Below are 26,945 nucleotides of genomic sequence, written 5' to 3' on the forward strand. Positions count from 1 at the left end.
TGAAACTAAGCAACTATATTACCTAAAAGACTCAGGTGCTATGTTAACAGGCTGGGTGAAAGATAGCAGATCTTGGTATTACCTTGCTTCAACTGGTAAGATGCTTCACAACACCTATACACCTGGTGGTTACTGTGTAGATACCGGTGGCGCTTGGAAATAATCTAAAGTATACATTTTATTCCTTCAGCTATTAGTGTACATGCTCAGACTAAATGTTATCAGAGCTACAAAAAAACTAGATAATAATACGAAAAGCGAATCGAAACAATGAATTCTGTTTTGTTCGCTTTTTGTTTCAATCTGTGTCATTACGATATTTTCATTTAATTGTATATCCCCCAAAAATTTACATTTTTATATGAAGTATTTTAGATAAAAGCAAACGCTAAATCATATCCTCAAAAAAACAGGTTTAGAACATTTGAAAAATCGAACGCTCAGCAATGATAGTCTGTCTGGTGGCGAGAAACAACGCCTAGAAATCGCCCGCGCCCTCTACCATGATAGCCAACTCATCTTAGCAGACGAGATTAAGGCCAATCTTGACTCGGAAAATAGCAGAAAAATTAGCGACTTGCTCTTCTCCCTACCTCAAACAGTCATAGAAGCCATTCACCACTACACAGAAGAGGACTTAAAAAACTACGACCAAGTCATTCACTTAAGCAAAGAAAAGTAATATTCTTCGAAAATCGCTTCAAACTATGTCAGTTTGACCTACAACCCCAACACTTTACTTTGAGTAACATGCAGCTGACTTCCTAGTTTGTTCTTTAATTTTCATTATCCCTTGTTTATTTCCTTGAAATTTTCTGAAAAAAGAGTAAACTGGTATTCAAGAAGTCTATTTCGTGGAGTTTAGGATGAAATTATATGTTCAATTAATGATTCTCTTTGTGATTTCTCTAATCGGAGAGGGGATTTCCAGTTTCTTTCATTTGCCCATCCCAGGCAGTATTATCGGCTTGATTATTCTCTTTCTATCCCTACAATTCAAATGGTTGAGAACTAGGCATGTCAACATGGTGGGGAATTTCTTGCTGGCCAATATGACCATTCTCTTTTTGCCGCCAGCAGTAGGAATCATGGAAAAGTTTGATGTGATTGCTCCCTATCTCCTACCCATTGTTTTGATTGTCTTTTTTGCAGCAGTTGTCAATATTATCCTCATAGCCTTGGTAGTTCAGTTTATCAAACGACGGTTTGAGGGAGATTATGAGAAAGGAGATGCCAAATGAGTGAATTTGTTTCCAATCCCCTATTTGGGCTTGCCCTGTCTATCCTAGCTTATCTAGTGGGGATGTTGATTTACAGACGTTTTCCTCATCCATTGACAACGCCCCTGCTTTTGTCGGCTATTTTTATCATTATTTTTCTTAAGGTGACGGGTATTTCTTATCAAGATTACTACCAAGGTGGGGTTTATCTGAACAACTTGATTGTCCCGTCGACAGTGGCTTTGGGGATTCCGATTTACAAGAGTTTTCATTTGATGAAGCACCATGCTCGGAGTATTCTCTTTGGTAGTCTGCTAGCAGTAGTTGTCAATACCTCTTTCACAGCCCTTGTGGCCAAAATCTTTGGTATGGACTTTTTCCTAGCCATTTCTCTCTTTCCCAAGTCAGTAACAACCGCCATGGCAGTGGGAATCACAGAAAAATTGCAAGGTCTGACGACCGTGACCTTGGTGGTAGTCGTGGCAACTGGGATTTTAACCAGTGTCATCGGACCAACCCTTTTGAAGTGGTTGAAAATTGACGACCCAGTAGCTGTTGGTCTTTCCCTTGGAGGAACAGGCCATGCAGTTGGAACAGGAACAGCCTTCCGATACGGCTCTGTAGCAGGAGCCATGGGTGGTTTGGCTATCGGTGTCACTGGTATTCTCTATGTCTTTGTCAGCCCCATCGTAGCTAGTTTGATATTGAGTTAATACTCTTCGAAAATCTCTTCAAACCGCGTCAACGTCGCCTTGCCGTAGGTATGGTTACTGACTTCGTCAGTTCTATCCACAACCTCAAAACACTGTTTTGAGCAGCCTGCGGCTAGTTTGCTCTTTGATTTTCATTGAGTATAAAAAGCAAGGAATTCGAGCAATCTCATTATGGTAGTGACATGGGGGTCTAACTTCTCATATTTATACATTTCTCCAATCAGTTAGTTGATTACAACCGAGATTTTCTATACTCTCCTTATAAGATTTTCGCATAAGATGAGACAGCACACGCTGAAGACGTCTATGTTATTTAGATTTAATGCAATCTTTTCAAAGAGTTTTGATAATCTATATTTCTTATTTAGTTTAGTTGATTTCATATCACTATACTATAATGCTTATCCAAATGATGACACTATCAAAACACCCTATTATTGGATGCTTACGAAACAGATTTTTATACTCTTCAAACCACGTCAGCTTGTCCTTAGTGTGTATACGTTACTGACTTGGTCAGTTCCTCAACCTCAAAACTATGTTTCGAGGAGCCTTCCGCTAACTTCCCAGTCTGATTTTCATTGAATATTAACGATACTTTATCACATAAAGAGGCTGGATGAAAAGTCTTCACAATCAAAAAACGCATCCTATCAAGTTGAGTCCTGATAGGATGCGTTTTTATATTATTGAAATTTTGTTACAGACCGATAAGAGTTCTATCATAATCAATAAATAAAGTGATGGGAAATAAGAATTGCACACCCTGGTTTTGGAATTCAAATCAATTTATAAGAATGTTTTAGAAGCAATATTATCTTATTCCAGATTCAGTTCACTATACAATTGAGTTCTCAAGCAACCTGTTTACATAATGTGTGCATAATTAGGTTCGTGATTCCACTCTTTTTATCTCTAAAAAACCTCGCTTTCGCGAGGCTCTTCTATTTATAAGATAAGGCACGTTTAAATGTTTTCCAAATCCCTAAATCATCTGTTTGAAGGACTAGGCTGGCATACATGCGTCCGATAAATCCTGTTGCTACCACCGCAAAAATCACTGTAATAGCAAGTGAAATCCATGCTTCTACTCCCCCTGCATAGCCATTAATAGTTCGAAATGGCATAAAGAAGGTCGAAATAAAGGGAATATAAGAACCAATCTTCAAGATGAGATTGTCACCAGCTGCACCTAGAGCTGTCACTCCAAAAAAACCACCCATAATCAAAATCATCAAAGGCGACAAGGCTTTTCCTGAGTCCTCAGGACGAGAAACCATAGAACCTAGAAAGGCAGCCAAGACGACGTACATAAAGAGACTGACCAAAATAAAGAACAAGGTATTCAGTGAGAAAGCATCTCCCAAGTGATCCAAAATACCAGACTGAGCCAAGAATGGCAAATCTTTAAAGAGTAGAATGGCTGCCAGACCACCTACCACATAAATCCCGATATGCGTTAAAATCACCAGAAACAGAGCCATCATCCGCGCATAGAAATAGTGACTAGCCCTTATGCTAGAAAAGACGACTTCCATAATTTTGGTGCCTTTTTCACTGGCAACTTCCTGAGCTGTTACACCCGCATAGGTAATCAGAATCATATAAAGAAAGAATCCTAAGGCGCCTGCTGCAATTGTTTGAATAAACTTTTTATTTTCCTTGGCTTCATCAATCTTTTCTGTGAATTGAATTGTCTGCGCTAAGCGTTTTTCCTGCTCTTGAGACAAGGAAGCAGTTGAACGATTAAGCTGATTTTGCAGTTCATTGAGTGTATCTGTAACTGCAAATTTAATTCCATTTTCAAGCGACGTTTCGCCATGATAAACTGCCTTCAAGACACTATCCTCTTGGTCAATAGTCAGATAGCCTTTTAATTTTTCATCTTTAATCGCTTCTTTGGCACTTGCTTCGTCTTTGTAGTCAAAATTAACACCATTTACATTCTTCAGTCCTTCTGCTACAGATGGCACTGTTGTCACTACTGCCACTTTATCATTTTTAGCCATTGAAGAGCCTTGGAGATAAGCAATTCCTCCAGAGATTCCTAAAAAGAGGAACGGTGAAATCACCATAAAGAAGAAACTCCACGATTTGACATGTCTAAGATAGGTTTCCTTGATTACAACCCACACATTTCCCATACTTCCACTCCTGATTCTAGTTTAAAGATTTCATCGATAGTTGGCGCTTGTTGGTCAAAGGTTGCGATATATTGCCCTTGAGTCAAGATTGGGAAGAGTTCTCTACCAGCACTCTCATCCTCCAAGATCAATTTCCAACTACCTTGTTTGGTCAAGCTCACCTGTTTGACATGAGGAAGGTTTTCCAATTCTTCCTTGCTTCGTTCACTTGAAACAAAGAGACGTGTTTTCCCGTATTGATTTCGGACATCCTGAACTGGTCCATGCAAGACCACACGGCCATCTCGGATCATGAGAATATCGTCACAAAGCTCCTCGACGTTGGTCATGACATGGTCAGAAAAGATAATGGTTGCCCCACGTTCTTTTTCTTGAAAAATGACTTGCTTGAGCAATTCTGTATTGACTGGGTCCAATCCACTGAAAGGCTCATCCAAGATAATCAAGTCTGGCTCATGAATCAGAGTAATGATGAGCTGAATCTTCTGCTGATTTCCTTTTGACAGACTCTTAATTTTATCTGTCAGCTTCCCTTTCACTTCCAACCTCTTCATCCATTGAGGGAGTTTTTCCTTGATTTCCTTGGCATCCATGCCTTTTAGAGTCGCCAAATAGCGAACTTGCTCAAGGACTGTCAATTTAGGCATGAGACTGCGTTCTTCAGGCAGATAACCAATCCGAGCATAGGTCTCCTGACGAATATCCTGACCATCCAGACCGATTTCTCCCTGGTATTCTAAAAACTTCAAAATACTGTGGAAAATCGTTGTCTTCCCAGCACCATTTTTTCCTACTAATCCCAAAATACGACCTGGTCGCGCTTGAAAGTCAATACCAAACAAAACTTGCTTGGATCCAAAACTTTTCTCTAGACTTCTTACTTCTAGCATCTTTCACCTCCGAAATTTCTTTCACTCATTATACTCCTTTTTGATAGCCTTTACAATGTTTTTTGTCCATTTTTAGAAGACTAATGCTATGTAAAATATGGCATGGAGCACTTTTATACTCAATGAAAATCAAAGAGCAAACTAGGAAGCTAGCCGTAGGCTGCTCAAAGTACAGCTTTGAGGTTGCAGATAGAACTGACGAAGTCAGTAACTATATCTACAGCAAGGCGAAGCTGACGTGGTTTGAAGAGATTTTCGAAGAGTATTAGTGATAAATCCATTATACAGTAGCAAACTTAATTTATCCACTCTGCTCCTCAACTGTCAGTTTTTGGTCCTGAATTGTTATTTGAGTAAGTTCTTTTTCCTCATAAAATTTTCTTCCTCTAAAACTTCTGGAAAAAAACAGATAATTTCTTGACAACATTTTTTATAAGAAACAAGTTCATCTGTCATTTCAAGCAGGAGTAATCCTTTATCTACTAATGGACGGAACGGAATTCAATCGCTTGTCTGATGTGTTTTCTAAGGAACATATCTACTATGCACATCCCTATACCTCTTGGGAAAGGGGAACTAATGAGAATCACAACAGGCTCATTCGTAGATGGTTACCTAAGGGAACTAAGAAAACAACTCCCAAAGAAGTCGCATTCATCGAAAATTGGATGAACAACTATCCTAAAAAATGCTTGAACTACAAGTCGCTCAGAGAAAACTTCTTGATGACTAACTTGAACTTGAAATTTAGCAATAATTCATTCACCATCTAACTATATTTAGTAATTATTTCAGAACTGATTAATATTAAAATTAACTAACGATTCAAAGGATTCATACTAGACATAAATTACATCCATCAGATAGAGACTCTTATTATTTTTAGATTTTAGCTTTTCTAGCTTCAGAATACATCTAAACTTTAGAGAAGATGACTATTCGAAAGCTCGAATGCCTCAAAATTATCTCAGATAAGCTATTCGAAACTTAGAATACTTGTAAATTTATGGAATTACGATTATTCTAAACTTAGAATGCATATAACCTTTAGTTGACAGACCTGTTCTAAGTCTCGAAGGCCTGTATTCCCATCTATTTCTCATCAAAAACACTCTTTCCCCCTTTCTCCTCCAAAATATGGTATAGTAGAAATATACTATCTATGAGGAGTTTACATGTCACAGGATAAACAAATGAAAGCTGTTTCTCCCCTTCTACAGCAAGTTATCAATATCTCATCGATTGTCGGTGGGGTTGGGAGTTTGATTTTCTGTATTTGGGCTTATCAGGCTGGGATTTTACAGTCCAAGGAAACCCTCTCTGCCTTTATCCAGCAGGCAGGTATCTGGGGACCACCTCTCTTTATCTTTTTACAGATTTTACAAACGGTCGTCCCTATCATTCCTGGAGCCTTGACATCGGTTGCTGGGGTCTTTATCTACGGCCACATCATCGGTACGATCTACAACTATATCGGCATCGTGATTGGCTGTGCCATTATCTTTTATCTGGTGCGCCTCTATGGGGCTGCCTTTGTCCAGTCTGTCGTCAGCAAGCGCACCTATGACAAGTATATCGGCCGGTTGGATAAGGGCAATCGTTTTGACCGTTTCTTTATCTTTATGATGATTTGGCCCATTAGTCCAGCTGACTTTCTCTGTATGCTGGCTGCCCTGACCAAGATGAGTTTCAAGCGCTATATGACCATCATCATTCTGACCAAGCCCTTTACTCTCGTGGTTTATACCTACGGTCTGACCTATATTATCGACTTTTTCTGGCAAATGCTTTGACACTTAAAAAATCCGTTTGGTTTCCCAAGCGGATTTTGTGCTTTATTTTGAAACTTCTTTTGCAAGGACAAAGTTCCCAAGAGTAGCAGAACCATTTCCTGCGACTGCTGGCGTCACGATGTAATCACGCACATCAGGTACTGGTAGGTAACCATTGAGAAGAGATGTAAATTTCTCACGGACACGGTCCAGCATGTGTTGTTGAGCCATGACTCCTCCACCAAAGACAATCACGTCTGGGCGGAAAGTCACTGTCGCATTGACCGCAGCTTGAGCGATATAGTAGGCTTGGACATCCCAAACAGGGTTATTGAGTTCAATATTTTCCCCACGTACACCTGTACGAGCTTCCAAACTTGGACCAGCTGCATAGCCTTCCAAACATCCCTTATGGAAAGGACAAACACCCTTAAACTCTTTTTCAATATCCATTGGGTGTCTAGCCACATAGTAATGACCCATTTCAGGATGACCCACACCGCCGATAAACTCACCACGTTGGATGACACCTGCACCGATACCTGTACCGATTGTGTAGTAAACCAAGTTTTCGATACGACCACCAGCATTATTACGGGCAACCACTTCACCATAGGCAGAGCTGTTTACGTCTGTAGTGAAGTACATTGGCACGTTTAGGGCGCGACGAAGGGCACCAAGCAAGTCCACATTTGCCCAGTTTGGTTTTGGAGTCGTTGTGATAAAGCCATAAGTTTTTGAGTTTTTGTCAATATCAATCGGACCAAATGAACCAACTGCAAGACCAGCAAGGTTGTCGAATTTTGAGAAGAACTCAATGGTTTTATCGATTGTTTCGATTGGAGTTGTTGTTGGAAATTGTGTTTTTTCTACAACGTTAAAGTTTTCATCACCGACAGCACAGACAAACTTTGTACCGCCCGCTTCCAAGCTTCCATATAATTTTGTCATGATAAACCTCTTGTTTTTATTTTCTTTATTATAGCATATTTCGAAAGTCTAAATTTCTCTATTTTTTAGATTTTCCTCTGTAAATCTTACCATTCAAGCAAAAACGAACAAACATGTCATTTGTTCGTTTTCATTTAGCTAGGAAAGATTAAGCTTTCACTTCGATAAGAGCATCCCCCTTCGCAACTGAACCTGTTGCGACTGGAGCTACTGAAGAGAAGTCAGCTGTGTTTGTAACGATAACCATTGTTGTATCATCAAGACCAGCTGCAGCGATTTTGTTTGAGTCAAATGTTCCAAGAACATCGCCTGCTTTCACCTTGTCACCTTGGGCAACTTTTGCTTCAAAACCGTCACCATTCATAGATACAGTGTCAATACCAACGTGGATCAAGACTTCAGCACCATTAGTTGTTTTCAAACCAAAGGCGTGTCCTGTTGCAAAGGCGATTGAAACTTCAGCATCAGCTGGTGCATAGACCACACCTTGGCTAGGTTTCACAGCGATACCTTGTCCCATAGCTCCACTTGAGAAGACTGGGTCATTGACATCAGCAAGAGCTACAACGTCACCAACGATAGGAGTTACAAGTGTTTCATTTTGAAGAGCTGCTGGAATGTTACCAGTTGTTTCTTCTTGGACCAAACGTTCTGTCGCTACTTCAGTAGCAACTTCTTTTTCATCCTCATAACCAAACATGTAAGTAAGAGCAAAACCAAGTGCAAATGATACGGCTACCATAAGAAGGTATTGGGCAAGTTGTCCGTTACCAACATAAAGCATTGTACCAGGGATGATGGTGATGCCACTACCATTACCAGCAAGTCCAAGGATAGAAGCCAATCCACCACCGATTGCACCAGCAATCAATGAGAGGAAGAATGGTTTACGGAAGCGCAAGTTCACCCCGAAGATAGCAGGCTCTGTAATACCGAGGAAGGCAGAAAGAGCAGCTGGGAAAGCAAGTGTTTTCAGTTTTGGATTTTTAGTTTTAACACCAACCGCAACAGTCGCAGCACCTTGAGCTGTCATAGCCGCAGTGATGATAGCGTTGAATGGGTTAGCATGGTCAGCAGCAAGCAATTGCACTTCAAGCAAGTTGAAGATGTGGTGCACACCTGACACGACGATCAATTGGTGAACCCCACCAATCAAGAAACCACCAAGACCAAGTGGCAAGCCAAGAATTGCTTTTGTACCAATAAGGATATAGTTTTCAACAATGTGGAAGACTGGTCCGATGACAAAGAGTCCAAGGATAGACATGACCAAAAGTGTCACAAATGGTGTTACCAAGAGGTCAATGACATCTGGAACGACCTTGCGGACAGCTTTTTCAAATTTTGCTCCGACAACCCCGATGATGAAGGCTGGAAGAACGGAACCTTGCAAACCAACAACAGGGATGAAACCAAAGAAGTTCATAGCCGTTACTTCACCACCTGAAGCGACTACCCAAGCGTTTGGAAGTGAGCCAGAAACAAGCATCATACCAAGAACGATACCAACGGCAGGATTTCCACCGAATACACGGAAGGTTGACCACACAACCAAACCTGGCAAGATGATGAAGGCTGTATCTGTCAAGATTTGTGTGTAAGTTGCAAAGTCTCCTGGAAGTGGCATTTTAAGAGCATTGAAAAGACCACGCACACCCATGAAGAGACCTGTCGCTACGATAACTGGGATGATTGGAACGAAAACGTCACCGAAAGTACGGATAGCACGTTGGAACCAGTTCCCTTGTTTAGCAGCTTCTGCTTTCATGTCATCTTTAGATGATGTTGGTAAACCAAGTGCAACAACTTCATCGTACATTTTGTTTACTGTACCAGTACCAAAGATGATTTGGTATTGACCTGAGTTAAAGAAAGCACCTTGAACTTTTTCCAAGTTCTCAATCACTTCTTTATTGATTTTTCCTTCATCTTTGACCATGACACGAAGACGAGTCGCACAGTGAGCTACACTGTTGACATTTTCACGTCCACCCAAGGCATCGATGACTTTTTTTGCAATTTCCTGATTGTTCATTTGCAAAAATCTCCTTATATAAAATTTTGTTCTTGTTTGAAAGCGATTTTATTCGCCCTACGACTATTATTTTATCATGTTTTAGAAATATGTCAAGCGTTTTGCAGAAAAATATTCTATCCACTTAGTAAGATTGATTGTTTTTGACTGTTTTATCAGGTGTTCCTTAAAAAAATAAGTTTAAAATCTTGCTTAAAAGGGTTTTGTTTCATTATCTTTCATATTTTCGTGAAAATTTGATTGCTTTCCCGCATTTATTTTGTGACAAACGTTTGACAGTTTTTTCTCTTTTTTAACATAAAAGTCTTGCTTTTTTTTACGAAAACGGTTACTATTAAAAGTGATAAGATTTTTGGAGGAATGAAAGAATGGAATGGACTACTGAGCGTCGTTACAGACTTTATCAAGATTGGACGCAAGAAGAAATTCAAAATATTAAGGCAAATATGGCACAATCTCCATGGCATACTCATTACCATGTTGAGCCAAAAACAGGACTTCTCAACGACCCAAATGGCTTTTCTTACTTTGATGGGAAGTGGATTGTTTTTTATCAAAACTTTCCGTTTGGTGCAGCCCATGGTTTAAAATCTTGGGTGCAATTGGAAAGTGAGGACTTGGTTCACTTCACAGAAACTGGTGTCAAAGTTTTACCTGATACTCCATTAGATAGCCACGGTGCCTACTCTGGTTCTGCCATGCAATTTGGCGATAACTTGTTCCTATTTTATACAGGAAATGTTCGTGATAAAAACTGGATTCGTCATCCATACCAGATTGGGGCTTTGATGGACAAGGATGGCAAGATTACAAAGATTGACAAGATTTTGATTGACCAACCAGCAGACTCTACTGACCACTTCCGCGACCCGCAAATTTTTAACTTTAAGGGACAATACTATGCTATCGTCGGTGGACAGGACTTGGAGAAAAAAGGCTTCGTCCGTCTCTACAAGGCTGTAGACAACGACTATACAAACTGGCAAGTCGTTGGCAACCTTGACTTTGCTAACGACCGTACTGCCTACATGATGGAATGTCCAAATCTGGTTTTTGTAGGGGAACAACCTGTCCTTCTCTACTGCCCACAAGGATTGGATAAAGATGTTCTAGACTACGACAATATCTATCCAAATATGTATAAGATTGGGGCTTCCTTTGACCCTGAAAATGCCAAAATGGTAGATGTGTCTCAACTTCAAAACATGGACTATGGTTTCGAAGCCTATGCAACTCAAGCCTTCAACGCTCCTGACGGACGCGCTCTAGCTGTTAGCTGGCTTGGCTTGCCTGATGTTTCATATCCATCTGACCGTTTTGACCACCAAGGAACCTTCTCTTTGGTCAAGGAACTCACTATCAAAGACGGTAAACTCTACCAATACCCAGTCACAGCTATCAAGGACCTTCGTGCCTCTGAAGAAGCCTTCTCAAATCGTGCCCAAACCAAGAACACTTACGAACTTGAACTCAGCTTGGAAGCTAATAGCCAGAGCGAGATTGTCTTACTAGCTGATCAAGAAGGCAAGGGACTTTCCATCAACTTTGACCTTGTAAATGGTCAAGTGACAGTAGATCGTAGCCAGGCTGGAGAACAGTATGCCCAAGAATTTGGAACTACACGTTCTTGCCCTATCGACAATCAAGCTACTACTGCTACAATCTTCATCGATAACTCTGTCTTTGAAATTTTCATCAATAAAGGAGAAAAAGTATTTTCTGGTCGTGTCTTCCCACATGCGGACCAAAATGGTATCCTCATCAAATCTGGAAACCCAACTGGAACTTACTATGAATTAGATTATGGTCGCAAAATTAACTGATGTCGCCAAACTTGCAGGCGTCAGTCCTACTACCGTTTCTCGGGTTATCAATAAAAAAGGGTATCTCTCTGAGAAAACCATTCAAAAAGTCAATGAAGCCATGCGAGAATTGGGCTATAAACCCAACAACCTAGCTCGCAGTCTACAAGGAAAATCAGCTAAGTTAATCGGCTTGATTTTCCCAAATATTTCCAATGTTTTCTATGCAGAATTGATTGATAAATTGGAACACCAACTCTTCAAAAATGGTTACAAGACCATCATCTGCAACAGTGAGCACGATTCTGAGAAGGAACGTGAATACATCGAAATGTTGGAAGCCAATCAGGTGGACGGCATCATTTCGGGTAGTCACAACTTGGGAATCGAAGACTACAATCGTGTGACCGCGCCGATTATTTCCTTCGACCGAAACCTATCGCCAGACATCCCTGTCGTCTCCTCTGACAACTATGCTGGTGGGGTTCTTGCTGCCCAGACCTTGGTTAAGACAGGTGCCCAGTCTATCATCATGATTACAGGGAATGACAATTCCAATTCGCCAACTGGACTACGCCACGCTGGCTTTGCATCTGTTCTCCCCAAAGCACCTATTATCAATGTTTCCAGTGACTTTTCTCCCGTCAGAAAAGAAATGGAAATCAAGAATATCTTGACCCGTCAAAAACCAGATGCCATCTTTGCTTCGGATGATTTGACCGCTATTCTAGTCATTAAAATTGCTCAGGAACTGGGAATTTCTGTACCAGAAGAGCTCAAGGTCATCGGCTATGATGGGACCTACTTTATCGAAAATTACTACCCTCAACTGGCTACTATCAAGCAACCCTTGGAAGAGATTGCCTGCCTCACTGTTGACCTCCTCTTGCAAAAGATCGAAGGCAAGGAGGTCGCGACAACTGGTTACTTTTTACCAGTTACTCTTTTACCAGGAAAAAGTATTTAAATACAAGAAAACTCAGACCGAATTCGTCTGAGTTTTTATGATCTTAAATTTTCTAGGTAGCGCTGGGCTGTCTCTAGGTTAAAGGTTTTATCTGCGATGAGGCGCTCGACTAGGGGAGCAACTTCGGATTCACTAGCACCTGCGAGAAGTGCCAAAGATTTAGCCTGCAATTTCATGTGGCCTTGCTGAATCCCTGTACTCACCAAGGCTTTGAGGGCCGCAAAATTTTGGGCAAGCCCGATAGACACGATAATCTGGGCTAATTCTTTGGCAGAAGGATTTCCCAATAATTCATGACTGAGAGCTACACGAGGGTTGAGACCAACAGAGCCACCCTTGGTCGCTACAGGCATGGGTAAGGTCATCTCACCGACCAATTCTTCTCTTTCAAGATCCAGCGTCCAGCGACTGAGACCTTGATAGCGCCCGTCTCGACTAGTAAAGGCATGAGCCCCCGCCTCAATGGCACGCCAGTCATTACCAGTGGCAATCAAAATGGCATCAATACCGTTAAAAATCCCTTTATTGTGGGTAGCCGCTCGATAAGGATCAGCTTGCGCAAACTGACTAGCCAAGGCTATCTTCTCTGCAATTTCTCGTCCTTGCTCCTTTTGGCGGATCAAGTAGCGAAAGGCGATGCGACAGCTTGCAGTCACCAGAGAATCAGTTGCGTAGTTGGACAGGATTCCCATGAGACTCTGTCCCTGACTGAGTTCTTCTAAGACTGGTTTCAAGGCTTCCAGCATGGTGTTGAGCATATTGGCACCCATGGCTTCCTGGGTATCGACATGAATATAAACAACGAGAAAGTCTGGTTCGCCTTTTATCTGCTCGACATGCAGATCACGCGCCCCACCTCCACGTTTAACGATAGAAGGATAGGCTTGATTGGCAAGTTCTAGGAGCTCTGCTTTCTTGCTGGCAATCTTCTCTTGCGCTTGTTCAGGGTCAGCAACTTGATAAAGGGCTACCTGTCCAATCATCTGGCGCTCATGAACCTGAGCAGTAAAGCCACCTGCTCGCTTGATGATTTTACTAGCATAGCTGGCCGCAGCAACCACGGACGGTTCTTCTGTCACATAGGGAACTGTGTATTCCTGACCGTTAACGAGAACCTCTGGGACCAGCGAATAAGGCAGAGAAAAAGTTCCCACCACATTCTCACTCAGCTGATCTGCCACAGTTACACTCATCTGTTCATCCTGCTCTAAACTCTCTTGCCTCTCAGGACTAAGGAACGCCTGAGCTTTTAACAGCTCGAGGCGCTCTTGGTATGATTTTTTAGAAAATCCATTCCAACTTATCTTCATTATTTTTCAACCTTGCTATAACGGCGTTGGTGATCAACAATTTCAACCAAGGCAAAATCTTGATTTTCATAGCCAGCAAACTGAGCAGAATTTGTTTCATCTAAGTCTACTTCTTCAAAGAAGACTTTTTCATAGTCTGCAACAGATAAGGCAGTTCGTTGGTTGAGCTTGTTCAAGCGGTCTTTATCCAGATAAGCTTCATAACCTTCAACCAATTCACCGCTGAAGAACTCAGCTACAGCACCACTTCCGTAACTATAAAGGGCGATTTTATCCCCAGCCTTCAAGCTATCTGTATTTTCCAAGAGAGACAGAAGCCCAAGGAAAAGTGAACCTGTGTAGATATTCCCCACCTTTTGACTGTAAAGAATAGACTGGTCAAAATGCTTTTGCAAGAGGTCTTTTTTCTCTTGAGGCAGGCTCTTATCCATGATTTTTTTCAAACCTTTTAAGGCTAATTTAGGATAAGGCAAATGGAAACAAACAGCCGCAAAATCATCCAAAGTAAGCTGGTAGCGTTTTTGATATTCAAGCCAAGTCGTTTTCAAACTATCCAAATATTGTTGGGTAGAATAGACACCATTTACATAAGGAGTTGTCGAGTAATTTGGACGCCAAAAATCCATGATGTCACGGGTTTGAGCAACATTGTCATTATTAAAGGCCATCATGCGTGGATTTTGTGTAATCAACATGGCCACACTTCCAGCACCTTGAGTTGGTTCTCCTGGAGTTTCAATACCGTACTTGGCAATATCACTGGCAATGACCAAGACCTTGGACTCTGGAGAATTTTCCACATGCAATTTGGCATAATGAAGGGCAGCTGTCGCTCCATAGCAGGCTTCTTTAATCTCGAAACTACGCGCAAAGGGCTGAATACCCAGCAAGCCATGCACAAAGACGGCTGCAGCCTTACTCTGGTCAATTCCTGACTCGGTCGCCACAATGACCATGTCAATTTCTGCTCTTTCTTGCTCAGTTAAAATAAAGTCACTAGCACTGGCCGCCAAGGTCACGATGTCCTCAGTTAAGGGCGCAATACTCAATTCCTCGAGTAAGAGTCCTTTGCTTAATTTTTCAGGGTCAATTCCCCTCGCTTCTGCTAAGTCTTGTAACTTCAAGACATATTGACTGGTCGCAAAACCAATCTTATCAATACCGATTGTCATATTTACCTCTGTTTTATCATTCATGTAAAAAATCGTTCGGTACTATTTTATCACAAATGGCAGTAAAAGAGATAAAAAAGACTTGATTCACCAAATCAAGCCTCTTATTGGTCATAATTTCAAAGAATGATTAGTTGCTAGAGAGTTCACCGATATAAGTAGCTTTATAAGCCCCATTCTCAGTTATCAGTTCCTGGAGGATTAAATTTCCTGAGTAAGTCCTTCCCATCTCATCTACAAATTCTTGATAAAACTGACTGGTCGGAATTTCTCTGACATCCTTATCAAATGTCTTGTCAAGTGTTTTACTAACCTTTTCGGCAATCAACTGATGCTCTTGTAATCCACTTTGAAACTCTGAACCCAAACTAGAAACCATGACTGGGATAAGCAACAAAGTCAGTAGACTTACAGACAATAAGGAAAATAGTGATTTTTTCATGATTTTTCCTCCTTTATATAGAGAGAATAGCATACATAGAAAGCCTTGTCACTATATTTATCTCATTTTTCAGAAAATTCTTTTATTTCTGTAAAGTCTACGATACTCGATGTGTTTTTATATAATGATACAGTCTGAGAATCACTGTTCCGCTAGCCATTCCAATGGAAATGACCAGAGCCAGCATAACAACTAATGTTGCACTTGCCAGCGCTTTATTATAGTCCCCTGTCACAAAAAAGGCAGTTGTCCGATAGGAGAGATAACCCGGAACCAAGGGTGCCAAGATTGCTAAGATAAAGACCACAGCAGGAGTCTTATAAAGAATACTTAAAATCTGGCTGACACAAGAACCTATAATGGCTGCAATAAAAGTAGCCACAATAACATTGGTCGGTTCCTTGAGCAAGAGATAGACTAGCCAGACAGCCATGCCCAAAATTCCTCCTGGTAAGAGCATGGACCGCTGAACATTGAGTACGATTAGAAAGGTAATAATAGCAAGAAGACTTGCTACTGCTTGTAATAAAAAGGTTATTAGTGTCATATTAGTTCATCAATACCAAGGCGACAGAAGTTCCTGCCCCTAAAGCAAGGGTAATGAGCAGGGATTCAAACATCTTGCTCATACCAGAGTTTATGTGGTTGGTCATAATATCACGAACCGCATTGGTCAAGGCAATTCCTGGAACAAACGGCATGACCGCACCAGCTATAATCAAGTCTGCCGTTGAAGGAAAGCCTGTGTAGCGAGCCCAAAACTGGGCAATCATTCCAAAGACGAAGGCCCCAGCAAAGGCTGTCACAAAGGGAATTCGGATAAACTTCTCCACATAGAGGGAAAAGGCAAAACCAAATAAGGTCGCCACTCCTGCCCCAAGTGCGTCGTAGATATTTCCACTAAACATAACCGAAAAGAAAGGAGCACTTAAGGTCGCAGCCAGAGTTACCTGCAACTTAGTATAGGGAAGGGGTTGGGCCTGCAAGGCCGTCAATTGCTTAAAGGCTGTTTCTAAATCAATCTGCCCCCCAACCAGCTGACGAGAAATCTGGTTCACATCGCAGACTTTTTCGATGTTATAAGAAGAGGAGGTCACCCGCTTCATGCGCGAAATATTGGTATTTTCAATAGAGAAAAAGATAGCGGCAGGCATGGCAAGGACATTGCAATCCACAATCCCCTGCGAATGCGCAATCCGAATCATGGTATCTTCTACGCGATGAATCTCTGAACCACTTTTAAGGAGAATAGTCCCCGCTAGCATAATCACATCGATGACGGCATTTAATTCTCTTGATTCTTCCATGCGTTCCTCCTTTTATCAACTCCTTCTATTCTATCACAAATCCGGACTCAAAAAAAATCTTTGCCATGAAATCATGACAAAGATTGATTACTTATCTTGATTATCCATCTGATTTTAAGGAGTAGCTGAACTTGTTTTAGGTTTGTAGATTGAAATCTTGACCCTTGTCTTATTGAGGTCTACCTTTTCACCTGCTCTAGGACTTTGTTCAACAACCATGCCTTCTGCACTACCTGCAGGCGCTTTCGTCACTTCTACAACTTCTATATTGGCTTCCTTAATCCCAACAATTTGAATCAAATTGTTCTTAGTAAACTCCAAGCTGGAACCAATGTAGCTCGGCATGGCAACACTTGTAACTTTTTTAGCTACTGTCAAGACGATTTGAGTAGGTTTACTCAAATCATAAGGGATACCTGCACCTGGACTTTGTTTCATAATCGTTCCTGGTTCGCTTTCGCTGGACTCTTCTTCCTCTATCTTAATCAAATTCTCAGGAACCTTCTTCTGCTTGAGTTCTGAGATGACTTCTGTAGAGTTCCGTCCAATATAGTTCCCTAATTGAATCGTCGTAGCTTTTTTAGCCACTGTCAAGACAATTTGAGTTGCCTTGCTCAAGTCATAGGTCGTACCTTCTGGTAGACTTTGCTTCATGACCGTTCCAGCCTCACTCTCCTTGGACTCTTCTTCCTCAATTTTAATCAAATTATCTGGAACTTTTTTCTCTTTTAATTCCGCAATGACATCAGATGATTTCCGACCGACATAATTACTAATTTGGAAAGATTGCTTGCCTGATGAGACAACCAAATTGATTTTCGTTCCTTCTTTTCGACCAGTTCCAGCGCCAGGATCTGTACGGATAATCCGCCCTTCCTCCACCTTTTCACTAGCCTCTGACTTCTCCTCGCCAATCTCAAAATTGGCTTTCTTGAGGGTTTCCTTGGCTTCCGCAACTGTCTGACCTGCCACATCTGGAATGGCAATGGTTGCAGGAGTTCTGGATAGTATCCAAATAAGAGAGGCTGCCACCAATACAAGGCTGGCCAAAAAAATCAGGTAACGCATCTTAAATCTACGTTTTTTCGGTGCTTGTGGTTGGTAAGTTTCCTCTGTCACAGCCTGGCTTGTTTTTTTGATTGGTTTGTGTTCTGTCTGCGCTTGAACCTTAGGAATAGATGTCAAGGTACTCTGGGAAACCTTCGGTAAGGTCTTGGTATCTGCCTTAGTCGCATCGTCAAAGATCAGCTTTGGTTCATTACGACGATTATAAGACAAACTACTAGACAAATCCACATACATTTCAGCAACTGATTTATAGCGATCTGTCAATTTCTTAGCAGTTGCCTTGATAACAACATTCTCCAAAGCCTGGGGCACAGATGGATTCTCAGCAATAACGGACGGCAGTGGTTTTTGGAAATGCTGGAGGGCGATGGTCACAGCGCTATCCCCATCATAAGGGATATGGCCTGTCAGCATCTCATAGAAAATGATCCCCATGGCATAGATATCACTTTGTACAGTCGCCTTAGAACCACGCGCCTGCTCTGGTGACAAGTAATGAACGGAGCCCAGCATCGAGTTAGTCTGAGTCAGACTCGTCTCAGCAAAGGCTACTGCAATCCCAAAGTCTGTAACCTTGACAGTCCCATCTGGTGTCAAGAGGATGTTTTGAGGTTTCAAGTCCCTGTGAACAATCCCTCTGGTATGAGCCAAACGCATGGCGAGAAGAATTTGTCCCATGATACGGACGGCTTCTTCATTAGAAAGAGGATAGTGTTCCTTGATATAGCGTTTAAGGTCAAGTCCAGCCACATACTCCATAGCGAGGTACTGTTGACCGTCTTCCTCACCAATATCTGTTATCCGAACGATATGAGGATGGTCTAAATCTGCCATAGCTCTCGCTTCACGCTGAAAACGAGCTACAGCTATCGGGTCCGTCTGGTAGTTAGTCCTCAGAACCTTCACTGCCACTTCTTCCCCGTCTAGAATCAAATCTTTGGCTAAGTAAACATCTGCCATGCCTCCTCGACCAATCTGTTTGACAATCCGATAGCGTCCGGCAAAAATCTTGCCGATTTGGATCATTCTGCATCCTCCTCGTTCATAGAAACAAGGGCAACCGTAATGTTGTCTAAACCTCCTGCATTGTTAGCAAAACGAACAAGTGTCTCCGTTTTATCTGCTAAAGGAATATCACTGGTTACAATATCACGAATCTCACTGCCTGAAATCATGTTGGTCAAGCCGTCACTATTGAGCAAGAGATAGTCACCTGACTCAAGGATCACTGTCCCAAAATCAGGCTGAATTTCATCTTTTTGCCCAATAGACTGGGTGATAATATTTTTTTGCGGATGAGCTTCTGCCTCTTCTGGTGTCAATTGACCAGCCTTGAGTAATTCATTGACCAAAGAATGGTCGCTCGTCAACTGATGGTATTCTTCTCCACGAATCAAGCCGATACGCGAATCACCAATATGAGCATAGATAGCCTGATTATCGATAATAGCAAGGACTTCCAAAGTAGTTCCCATGCCTCTGTAAGCTTCATCCTGACCAAGCTGGTGAATCTTTTGATTTTCAATTTCTAGGTAATGGGCGAACCATTCACGCACTTCATTGACTGTATCGATTTGGGTATCAACCCAAGCTATACCTAGGTCTGTTACCGCCATTTCACTAGCGATATTCCCTGCGCGATGACCTCCCATCCCATCAGCTAAAATAATCATGGTACGTCCAGCTCTATTGACATAGTGGTTGACATAGTCTTGGTTATTTGTTCGTTTCTGACCAACATCTGTTAATAATGAAATTTCCATGTGTCAGTTCCTTCCTAATCCGATATCTTGCGAAATTGACTGATGAAGAATCCATCACTTCCATACAATTCAGGTGTAATGAGGATACAGCCGTCTTTCATGATATCCTTACATTCATGTTCTAGTTTTACCTGCTCGAACTCGGGATGACTTTCTAAAAAGGCCTCAACAACTTGAAAATTCTCCTCTGAGACAATAGTACAGGTGCTATAAGTTATTATACCACCTTTGCCTAGTGTTTGACAAACACTACCTAATATTTCTAGCTGAATTTCCTGTAAGGACGCGAAATCTGCCGTTTCTTTATTGTATTTGATATCTGGTTTTCGGCGCAAAAGACCGATTCCTGAACAGGGAGCATCCACCAAAATCTTATCAAATGAATTCTGCCCAAAAAACTCATGCACCTTTCTGGCATCCAATTTTTGCCTTTGAACCCGATCTGCAACTCCCAGACGTTGAGCATTTTCTTGGATTAAGTCCAACTTGTGATCGTACAAGTCCAGAGCAGTAACCTGACCTGTCGTGAGATAAGAGGCTATATGGGCTGTTTTCCCACCCGGAGCCGCACAGGCATCAAGCACTCGCTCATCTCCCTGCAAATTCAAAGTTGGCGCAACCAGCTGACTAGACTCGTCTTGGATGGTTATAGTCCCTTCTGCAAACAAATCATGGCCTGCAAAATGCCCTTGCTCCTTAACCAGACCAGTGGTTGCTAAAAGGGAATTATTCGCCTCCAATAAGGCTTGGATTTCCTCTTTTCGACTTAGGTCTGTTACACGAATACTGGCCTTGTTGCGCACTAAGAGACTTTCAAAAATAGCTTGCGCTCGCTCCTCTCCGTATTCTTCCTTGAGCTTTGCAACTAGCCAAACCGGAAGGGAATAAGCGATGGAGTCACGCTTGTTTTTTCGTTTGATGCTAGCAATATCTGGCCAGCCTTCACGCAAGATACGGCGAAGGACGGCGTTGACCAATTTTTCACTGCCTTTTTTACGGACTTTGGCCAATTCCACTGCTTCATTGACCACAGCATAATCTGGAATCTTGTTCAAATAGCGGAGCTGGTAGGCACTCATGAGAAGAAGGACATAGAGCCAGTTATCTAACTTATCTCTGTCTTCGATAAAATGGGATAGGTACCATTCCAGAGTCAGTTTACGGGCTACCGTTCCATAGACTAGCTCGGTCACTAAGCCCTTGTCTGCTGCCGAAAGTTGACTTCCCTTGAGATGCTTATTTAAGGCGATATTTGAGTATGCTTGATTGATAAAAACATCCTCTAATACTGCCAGGGCTAAACTTCTAGCCGTTTCTACTTTAGTCACCAAATCGTTCTCCTACAGTCAATGTACGTCCAACTCCGTTGAGGAAGGAAGCGATGTCCATCTTAGGCTTACCAGCTGGCTGCACTTGCTTAAGAGACAAAGCTCCTTCTGCCGTTGCGACAATCAATTCTTTCTTGCCGATAGAGAGAATCTCTCCTGGATTTCCCTGACCTTCTACAGCTAGAGCTTCATAAATCTTAAAGCGGTCGCCCTTAAGGAAAGTATGGGCAACAGGCCAGGGGTTCATGCCTCGGATTTGGTTAAAAAGTTGACGATTGGTTTTGCTCCAGTCCAGTTTTTCTTCCTCTGGCTTGATATTTGGCGAGAAGCTAACCTGACTTGGATCCTGCGGTTCCGGTTTGATGTCACCAGCAATGTAGGCAGGCAAAGTGTCCAAAAGCAAGTCACGACCAACAAGCGCTAATTTCTCAAACAAAGTCCCTACATTGTCCTCGTCTGTGATAGGAATACTGCGACGAGAAATCATATCTCCTGCATCCATTTCCTTAACCATTTCCATAATGGTCACACCAGCTTCCTCATCCCCTTGAATCAAGGCATAATGGATAGGCGCACCACCACGGTGTTTAGGAAGAAGGGAGGCGTGAACATTGACCGCAAAGTCCATGCTATCAAGGAGTTTACTTGGGAGAAACTGCCCAAAAGCAGCGGTCACAATTCCATCCGCTCCTAGCTTCATAATAGCTTCCATCTCTGGACTTCCAGATAATTTTTCAGGTTGGTAGATAGGAAGTCCTGCCTCTTTGGCAGCTTGTTTAACTGGGGTTTCCTGAATCACTTTTTTACGACCAACAGCACGGTCTGGCTGGGTCACAACGGCTAGAATTTCGTAACGGTCATCTGTCAAAAGTCCTTTTAAGACTGTTGCTGAAAAGTCGGGTGTCCCCATAAAGATTAGTTTTGTCATATCTTCTCCTTCTTATAAAAATTGCTGTGGCTCATGGTCAATGCTGAGACGGAGCTCACTATTTTCCCGTTCTTGAGTCAAGGCCAGAACCTGATTTAGAGTCGGCTCCAGCTCATCTTCTAAACGATATTTAATCAAAATCTGGTAATGATAGAGGTTGTGGGTGCGGGAGATGGGTTTGGGTGTTGGCCCGAGAATCTTACTGGTCTCTGATAAACCTGACCGCAAAATATTCATGACTTCATAGGCACGTTTGACAACCTCTTCTTCCTTCTTATGAGAAAGGGTAATGCCAATGGTGAAATAGTAAGGCGGATAGCCAAGTTGTCGTCTGATTCCCATTTCATAAGCGTAGAAGCCTTCGTAGTCCTGATCCTTAGCAAATCGAATAGCATAGTGCTGAGGATTGTAGGACTGTATCAAGACCTGCCCAGCTTTTTCGGCACGACCTGCCCGGCCTGCAACCTGGGTCAAGAGTTGAAAGGTTCTTTCAGAAGAACGGAAATCAGGCAGATTTAAGGCCGTATCCGCATTGAGCACTCCGACTAGGGTTACATTCGGAAAATCCAAGCCCTTTGCAATCATCTGAGTACCTAGCAAAATATCTGCTTCTCCTCTTCCAAACTGGTCAAGAAGAGCTTGGTGACTACCTTTCTTACGAGTCGTGTCCACATCCATCCGCAAAATGCGGGCCTGCGGAAAGAGTTCTGCCAGCTCGTCAGAAGCCTTCTGAGTTCCTGTCCCATAGTAACGAATACTTCGACTCTTACAGTTAGGACAGATCTGAGGAATGTCCTTCGAAAAGCCACAATAATGGCAGTTCATGGTCTTGGTATCCATATGGAGAGTCAGAGAAATATCACAGTTGGGACAAGTATCCACGGTCCCACACTCCCGACACATGACAAAGCTAGAATAACCACGGCGATTGAGCATGAGAACCACCTGCTCTTTTTTAACCAGACGGTCTTGGATAGCCTCTAGCAAAGGAGGCGTAAAGTTTGACGTCTCATTCTGTCCGATATAGTCTCGAAAGTCAATCACTTGAACCTCAGGGATTGTAGCCAAAGGATTGGCACGTTGGGTTAGACGTAAGTGTTGATAGACGCCTTTGCCAGCACGTGCCCGGCTCTCTAAGCTCGGCGTTGCAGATCCAAGTACCAGAGTTGCTTGATTATACTGAGCCCGTAAAATAGCTACCTCTCTGGCATGGTAACGGGGATTGCTGTCCTGCTTATAAGCCGCTTCATGCTCTTCATCAATAATCATGACACCCAGATTTTTCAGAGGAGCAAAGATAGCAGATCTGGCACCAACAACAACTTGGGCATCGCCACGCTCCACCTTGCGCCATTCATCATACTTTTCGCCATTGGATAATCCTGAGTGAAGAATGGCTACCTTGTCCCCAAAACGTGCTATAAAACGCTCGGTCATCTGAGGAGTCAAGGAAATCTCAGGCACTAACAAGATGGCTGTTTTCCCCTTATCCAAAGCTCCTTGGATTATTTGTAAGTAAACCTCGGTCTTCCCACTTCCTGTGATCCCTTGAAGGAGGAAGGGAGGCTGATGACTACCAATAGCACTCACAACCGCATCACGCGCCTGTCTTTGCTCTGGATTCAACTCCAAAGGCTGACTTGCTTCAATCCCTTCAAAATAAGCAGCCGAGCGTTGCACTTCCTTTTGGACTATGGACACAGCACCTTGTTCCACAAAAAAGTTGACCTGCTCCCGTGAGTAGGACTCTAACAAACTAGCCAAGGAAGCACTCTCAGGATGAGACAGCAAGTAATCTCTCAATTCCAACTTTTTCTTGGCACGCGCAGATATTTCAACACCTTCTAATTGAGCTAGATTCACCTCATACCAAGACTGGGTCTTGACCTTCTTTTGATCGACTGCCTGATATTCCAGACCAAGTAGGCCTTTTCTAGTCAAACGCATCATTTCAGCTTGCTTACCTAAATCCAGAGAAGAAAAGGCTAGTGAATCTTCAGAACCAAACAAGCGCTCTCGGTCTTCCTGACTCAGACCTTCCAGAGGATAGAGAATCTTGTCATAGCTAGAATTTAGAAATCTCGGTAGCATAGCCTTGAGAATAGAGATTTTGTAAGAAAATACAGATTTGCGGAGCTCCTCAGCCAGCCAGAGTTGTTCTTGCGTGAGAACAGGAGAAAAATCCAGTACCTCGGCAATATCTTTTAAATCTTGACTTACCCCTTCTTCATCCACTTGGGACTCCAAACCAAGAACAATCCCTTGAATCAGGCGATTGCCCTTACCAAAAGGCACATGAACCCGCATCCCAACTTCTAGCATTCCCTCAAATTCCTTAGGAATCTTGTAACTATAGGGCTGGTCCGTCTGCATCAAGGGCACATCTACAATAATCTTGGCTATGGACATCTTCTCACCTCCTCCTTGTCAGTACATTCTTACAAGAGAAAAAATAAGATTGAGTCCCCCCAACCTTAAATTTTTTCACCATCTTCTTTTTCTTTAGCGATTTGCTCTTTAATTTTCTTTTCTTCTTCTTCTTTGCGGCGTTTTTCTTCTTCGATACGGCGACGCACTGCTTCACGTTTCCCTTCTGGGTCTGGGTGAATGGTTACGTTTCCTGATTCGATTTCTTCTAGAGCGCGAAGAGTTGATTTTTCAGACTTGAAACCTTGAGTTGCTGGTGCACCTGCTTCCAATTCGTGGGCACGTTTTGCTTCCAAGATTACGAGTGAATATTTTGAAGGAACCTTGTCGAGCAAGGTATCAATAGAGGGTTTTAACATCATTTGCTTGTACCTATTTTCTAAATTTTATCGGGTAGTTGGAGACTTTGGTAACATCTCCTGATAGTGACCAATGACACGGTCCACACGGAAGTGCTCTGCTTCGATCACACGTTTGACACGCTCAGCAGCTAGGGGCACCTGATCGTTGACAATCGCATAATCATACTCACGCATGAGGGCAATTTCTTCCTTGGCTTTCTCGATTCGTTGGGCAATCACTTCTGCACTATCTGTTCCACGACCTACTAAACGATCTTGCAATTCATCCAAATCCGGTGGTGTCAGGAAGATAAAGACAGCATCTGGAACCTTTTTCTTGACCTGAAGAGCGCCCTGAACCTCAATTTCAAGGAAAACATCAATTCCCTTGTCCAAGGTTTCATTGACGTAGGTCAAAGGGGTTCCATAGTAGTTGCCGACATATTCTGCATATTCCAACATCTGTCCTTGACGAATCAACTCTTCAAACTCTTCGCGAGTACGGAAGAAATAGTCACCACCGTCCACTTCTCCAGGACGTTGTGCGCGTGTCGTCATCGATACAGAATATTGAAATTGGTTTTCAGAACTCTCAAAAATCTCTCTTCTAACCGTTCCTTTTCCAACCCCTGAAGGACCAGAAAAAACGATTAGTAAGCCTCGGTCTGCCATTGTGTCTCCTTTTAGTCAGTCTGTGAAATAACATTTCTCTAGAATAATGACAAAAAGCCAAATTATCCTTTACAGTCTTTCTATCTAGTGTAACAAAAAAGCAGTAATTTTTCAACTGCTCTTTCTTATTTATTTAGATGTGTTGTGATTCGAACGTGAAATATCGCTTTTAAAATATCTTCAGAAAATAGGTCTATACCATTTACAAATGAAAAAGAAAGGTTTATAATGTAATTGACATAATAAATTGTAGAATCAATTTTTTAAGGAGGTTAACATTATGCCTAACTATATTAAAGCGGATCAGTTTTTCTACCCACACGGAGTTCGTCGAGGTGGTTACTTGGAACTTGTGGACGGCAAGTTTGGAAAACATGTAGAGCAGATTCCTGAAGGAGCTGAGGTGATTGACTATACAGGTTATAGCATTGCTCCAGGACTTGTGGATACCCACATTCATGGATTTGGCGGTGTGGATGTTATGGATAATAATATCGAAGGAACGCTTCATACTATGAGTGAAGGACTCCTCAGCATGGGGGTAACGAGCTTCTTGCCAACAACTTTGACATCGACTTATGAGCAATTGCTTGCGGTAACTGAAAATATCGGTGCTCGTTATCAAGAAGCAAGTGGCGCGAAAATTCGTGGAATTTATTTTGAAGGGCCTTATTTCACAGAGAAATACAAGGGGGCTCAAAACCCTGCCTACATGAAAGATCCTCGCATGGATGAGTTTCGTGCTTGGCAAAAAGCAGCAAATGGCTTGCTAAATAAAATTGCTCTTGCGCCAGAGCGTGAAGGTGTAGAAGACTTTGTACGGACTATCACCGGAGAAGGTGTAACGGTTGCTCTTGGGCACTCAAACGCGACTTTTGATGAAGCTAAAAAAGCAGTCGATGCTGGAGCGAGTGTTTGGGTACACGCCTACAATGGAATGCGTGGGTTGACTCACCGCGAACTGGGTATGGTTGGAGCCATGTATCAATTACCTCATACCTATGCAGAGTTGATCTGTGATGGCCATCACGTAGATCCAAAAGCCTGCGAAATTCTTATCAAACAAAAAGGGACAGAAAACATTGCTCTTATTACAGACTGTATGACAGCTGGTGGATTGGAAGACGGTGACTATATGTTGGGAGAATTCCCAGTTGTCGTTGCAAATGGAACTGCACGCCTCAAATCGACAGGTAACTTGGCAGGTTCTATCCTCAAACTCAAAGATGGTGTGAAGAATGTAGTCGAATGGGGAATTGCGAATCCGCATGAAGCAGTCATGATGGCCAGCTTCAACCCAGCTAAATCCGTTCACATCGATGACGTCTGTGGACAAATTCGTGAAGGTTATGATGCAGATTTTATTGTTTTAGACAAAGATTTGGAATTGGTAGCAACCTATCTAGATGGTGTGAAACGTTATCAAGCATAAGAGAGAAGAGTCTGGGCAAAAGTCTAATTTGAGGAGAAAATCCAGTAATACTCCTTTGAAGTCAAAAAGCAACAAACACTGTCAACTATTTGTTACAACTCCATTAATTAGTATTCCACTTTCTAAAATCAGTATTTTGAGCTGTGCAATCCAAGTCTTCTAATTTGTTTTTTAATTTCTGTTTAGTATAAATTTTACTTGGGCAGTAGACCAACTTGGAGCGTTTACGAGTTGTTCCAGGCTCAGTTTAGCTTGTTTTCT

At 42.3% G+C, this 26,945-nt stretch carries 23 protein-coding genes and 3 pseudogenes; 9 read left to right on the top strand and 17 right to left on the bottom strand.

Translation table 11 applies throughout. The annotated features are described in order from the left end of the window. From HT691_RS10005 to HT691_RS10020, 4 genes and pseudogenes are all read left to right on the top strand, one after another. Nucleotides 1–163, top strand: a 163-nt coding sequence (locus HT691_RS10005) for a choline-binding protein A (RefSeq protein WP_155465491.1), incomplete at its 5' end; no start/stop codon positions are given. A 216-nt stretch (nt 164–379) separates the two neighbouring features. After that, nucleotides 380–682, top strand: a pseudogene (locus tag HT691_RS10010) (ATP-binding cassette domain-containing protein); the annotation flags it as partial. 184 nt (nt 683–866) lie between these two features. Beyond that, on the top strand, nt 867–1,241 hold the full coding sequence (locus HT691_RS10015) for a CidA/LrgA family protein (protein WP_000781328.1): 375 nt from the start codon (nt 867–869) through the stop codon (nt 1,239–1,241). After that, nucleotides 1,238–1,933 (top strand): LrgB family protein, encoded by a 696-nt coding sequence (locus HT691_RS10020; RefSeq protein WP_023934327.1) that lies wholly within the window; start codon nt 1,238–1,240, stop codon nt 1,931–1,933. The genes HT691_RS10015 and HT691_RS10020 overlap by 4 nt, the downstream gene beginning before the upstream one ends. A 207-nt stretch (nt 1,934–2,140) precedes the next feature. Here HT691_RS10020 and HT691_RS11425 read toward each other — a convergent pair. The 3 genes and pseudogenes from HT691_RS11425 to HT691_RS10030 all read right to left on the bottom strand — a co-directional run. After that, nucleotides 2,141–2,290, bottom strand: a pseudogene (locus tag HT691_RS11425) (IS630 family transposase); the annotation flags it as partial. A 587-nt stretch (nt 2,291–2,877) separates the two neighbouring features. Continuing rightward, entirely contained in the window at nt 2,878–4,077 is a 1,200-nt protein-coding gene (locus HT691_RS10025; protein ID WP_023934334.1) for an ABC transporter permease, read from the bottom strand. Continuing rightward, the gene (locus HT691_RS10030; protein WP_023934336.1) at nt 4,056–4,967 is read right to left on the bottom strand and encodes an ABC transporter ATP-binding protein; all 912 of its coding nucleotides are present in this window, start codon (nt 4,965–4,967) and stop codon (nt 4,056–4,058) included. The genes HT691_RS10025 and HT691_RS10030 overlap by 22 nt, the downstream gene beginning before the upstream one ends. A gap of 488 nt (nt 4,968–5,455) precedes the next feature. Here HT691_RS10030 and HT691_RS10035 point away from each other — a divergent pair. Next, a pseudogene (locus HT691_RS10035) lies at nt 5,456–5,740 on the top strand (IS30 family transposase); the annotation flags it as partial. Nucleotides 5,741–6,142: 402 nt separating this feature from the next. Further along, nucleotides 6,143–6,760 carry a TVP38/TMEM64 family protein gene (locus tag HT691_RS10040; protein WP_023934342.1) on the top strand — a complete coding sequence of 206 codons (618 nt, stop codon included), beginning with the start codon at nt 6,143–6,145 and terminating at the stop codon, nt 6,758–6,760. Nucleotides 6,761–6,802: 42 nt separating this feature from the next. Here HT691_RS10040 and scrK read toward each other — a convergent pair whose 3' ends face one another. Then, nucleotides 6,803–7,690, bottom strand: a complete 888-nt coding sequence (gene scrK / locus HT691_RS10045; RefSeq protein WP_000164310.1) for a fructokinase ScrK — start codon at nt 7,688–7,690, stop codon at nt 6,803–6,805. A 148-nt stretch (nt 7,691–7,838) separates the two neighbouring features. Continuing rightward, on the bottom strand, nt 7,839–9,725 hold the full coding sequence (locus HT691_RS10050; protein WP_001064577.1) for a sucrose-specific PTS transporter subunit IIBC: 1,887 nt from the start codon (nt 9,723–9,725) through the stop codon (nt 7,839–7,841). A 368-nt stretch (nt 9,726–10,093) separates the two neighbouring features. Between HT691_RS10050 and HT691_RS10055 the strand changes: the two genes are divergently transcribed. Together HT691_RS10055 and HT691_RS10060 are read left to right on the top strand one after the other, a co-directional pair. Then, nucleotides 10,094–11,548: a glycoside hydrolase family 32 protein gene (locus HT691_RS10055; RefSeq protein ID WP_023933870.1), complete on the top strand. Its 1,455-nt coding sequence runs from the start codon at nt 10,094–10,096 to the stop codon at nt 11,546–11,548. Next, nucleotides 11,529–12,494, top strand: coding sequence for a LacI family DNA-binding transcriptional regulator (locus HT691_RS10060; protein WP_000226009.1), 966 nt, complete (start codon nt 11,529–11,531; stop codon nt 12,492–12,494). The genes HT691_RS10055 and HT691_RS10060 overlap by 20 nt, the downstream gene beginning before the upstream one ends. 35 nt (nt 12,495–12,529) lie before the next feature. On the opposite strand, the gene HT691_RS10065 is transcribed toward HT691_RS10060, so the two are convergent. The 12 genes from HT691_RS10065 to gmk all read right to left on the bottom strand — a co-directional run bounded on the left by HT691_RS10065 (nt 12,530) and on the right by gmk (nt 25,252). Next, on the bottom strand, nt 12,530–13,804 hold the full coding sequence (locus HT691_RS10065) for a hydroxymethylglutaryl-CoA reductase, degradative (RefSeq protein ID WP_000704368.1): 1,275 nt from the start codon (nt 13,802–13,804) through the stop codon (nt 12,530–12,532). Further along, entirely contained in the window at nt 13,804–14,976 is a 1,173-nt protein-coding gene (locus HT691_RS10070; RefSeq protein ID WP_000151945.1) for a hydroxymethylglutaryl-CoA synthase, read from the bottom strand. Before HT691_RS10070 ends, HT691_RS10065 begins: the two co-directional genes overlap by 1 nt. Nucleotides 14,977–15,106: 130 nt before the next feature. Then, nucleotides 15,107–15,355, bottom strand: coding sequence for a hypothetical protein (locus HT691_RS10075; protein WP_025170610.1), 249 nt, complete (start codon nt 15,353–15,355; stop codon nt 15,107–15,109). 160 nt (nt 15,356–15,515) lie between these two features. Then, nucleotides 15,516–15,965 carry a threonine/serine exporter family protein gene (locus tag HT691_RS10080; RefSeq protein WP_000172685.1) on the bottom strand — a complete coding sequence of 150 codons (450 nt, stop codon included), beginning with the start codon at nt 15,963–15,965 and terminating at the stop codon, nt 15,516–15,518. A 1-nt stretch (nt 15,966) separates the two neighbouring features. Continuing rightward, nucleotides 15,967–16,725: a threonine/serine exporter family protein gene (locus HT691_RS10085; protein WP_000392948.1), complete on the bottom strand. Its 759-nt coding sequence runs from the start codon at nt 16,723–16,725 to the stop codon at nt 15,967–15,969. 114 nt (nt 16,726–16,839) lie between these two features. After that, complete coding sequence (stkP, locus tag HT691_RS10090) at nt 16,840–18,819, bottom strand: serine/threonine-protein kinase StkP (protein WP_023940838.1); 1,980 nt, start codon at nt 18,817–18,819, stop codon at nt 16,840–16,842. Continuing rightward, complete coding sequence (locus tag HT691_RS10095) at nt 18,816–19,556, bottom strand: Stp1/IreP family PP2C-type Ser/Thr phosphatase (RefSeq protein WP_000406237.1); 741 nt, start codon at nt 19,554–19,556, stop codon at nt 18,816–18,818. The genes stkP and HT691_RS10095 overlap by 4 nt, the downstream gene beginning before the upstream one ends. Before the next feature lie 14 nt (nt 19,557–19,570). Then, the gene (gene rsmB, locus HT691_RS10100) at nt 19,571–20,884 is read right to left on the bottom strand and encodes a 16S rRNA (cytosine(967)-C(5))-methyltransferase RsmB (RefSeq protein ID WP_007284879.1); all 1,314 of its coding nucleotides are present in this window, start codon (nt 20,882–20,884) and stop codon (nt 19,571–19,573) included. Beyond that, nucleotides 20,877–21,812: a methionyl-tRNA formyltransferase gene (gene fmt / locus HT691_RS10105; RefSeq protein ID WP_023933876.1), complete on the bottom strand. Its 936-nt coding sequence runs from the start codon at nt 21,810–21,812 to the stop codon at nt 20,877–20,879. Before fmt ends, rsmB begins: the two co-directional genes overlap by 8 nt. A gap of 12 nt (nt 21,813–21,824) precedes the next feature. Beyond that, on the bottom strand, nt 21,825–24,221 hold the full coding sequence (locus HT691_RS10110; RefSeq protein ID WP_172925359.1) for a primosomal protein N': 2,397 nt from the start codon (nt 24,219–24,221) through the stop codon (nt 21,825–21,827). 65 nt (nt 24,222–24,286) lie between these two features. Then, on the bottom strand, nt 24,287–24,601 hold the full coding sequence (rpoZ, locus tag HT691_RS10115; RefSeq protein WP_000979235.1) for a DNA-directed RNA polymerase subunit omega: 315 nt from the start codon (nt 24,599–24,601) through the stop codon (nt 24,287–24,289). A gap of 24 nt (nt 24,602–24,625) precedes the next feature. Further along, the gene (gene gmk, locus HT691_RS10120) at nt 24,626–25,252 is read right to left on the bottom strand and encodes a guanylate kinase (RefSeq protein ID WP_000775034.1); all 627 of its coding nucleotides are present in this window, start codon (nt 25,250–25,252) and stop codon (nt 24,626–24,628) included. Nucleotides 25,253–25,532: 280 nt separating this feature from the next. On the opposite strand from gmk, the gene nagA reads away from it, so the two are divergent. Further along, nucleotides 25,533–26,684 carry an N-acetylglucosamine-6-phosphate deacetylase gene (gene nagA, locus HT691_RS10125; protein WP_001134440.1) on the top strand — a complete coding sequence of 384 codons (1,152 nt, stop codon included), beginning with the start codon at nt 25,533–25,535 and terminating at the stop codon, nt 26,682–26,684. Nucleotides 26,685–26,945 lie beyond the last annotated feature (261 nt).

Source organism: Streptococcus sp. 477 (genome assembly GCF_013277295.1).
Lineage (GTDB): Bacteria > Bacillota > Bacilli > Lactobacillales > Streptococcaceae > Streptococcus > Streptococcus pseudopneumoniae.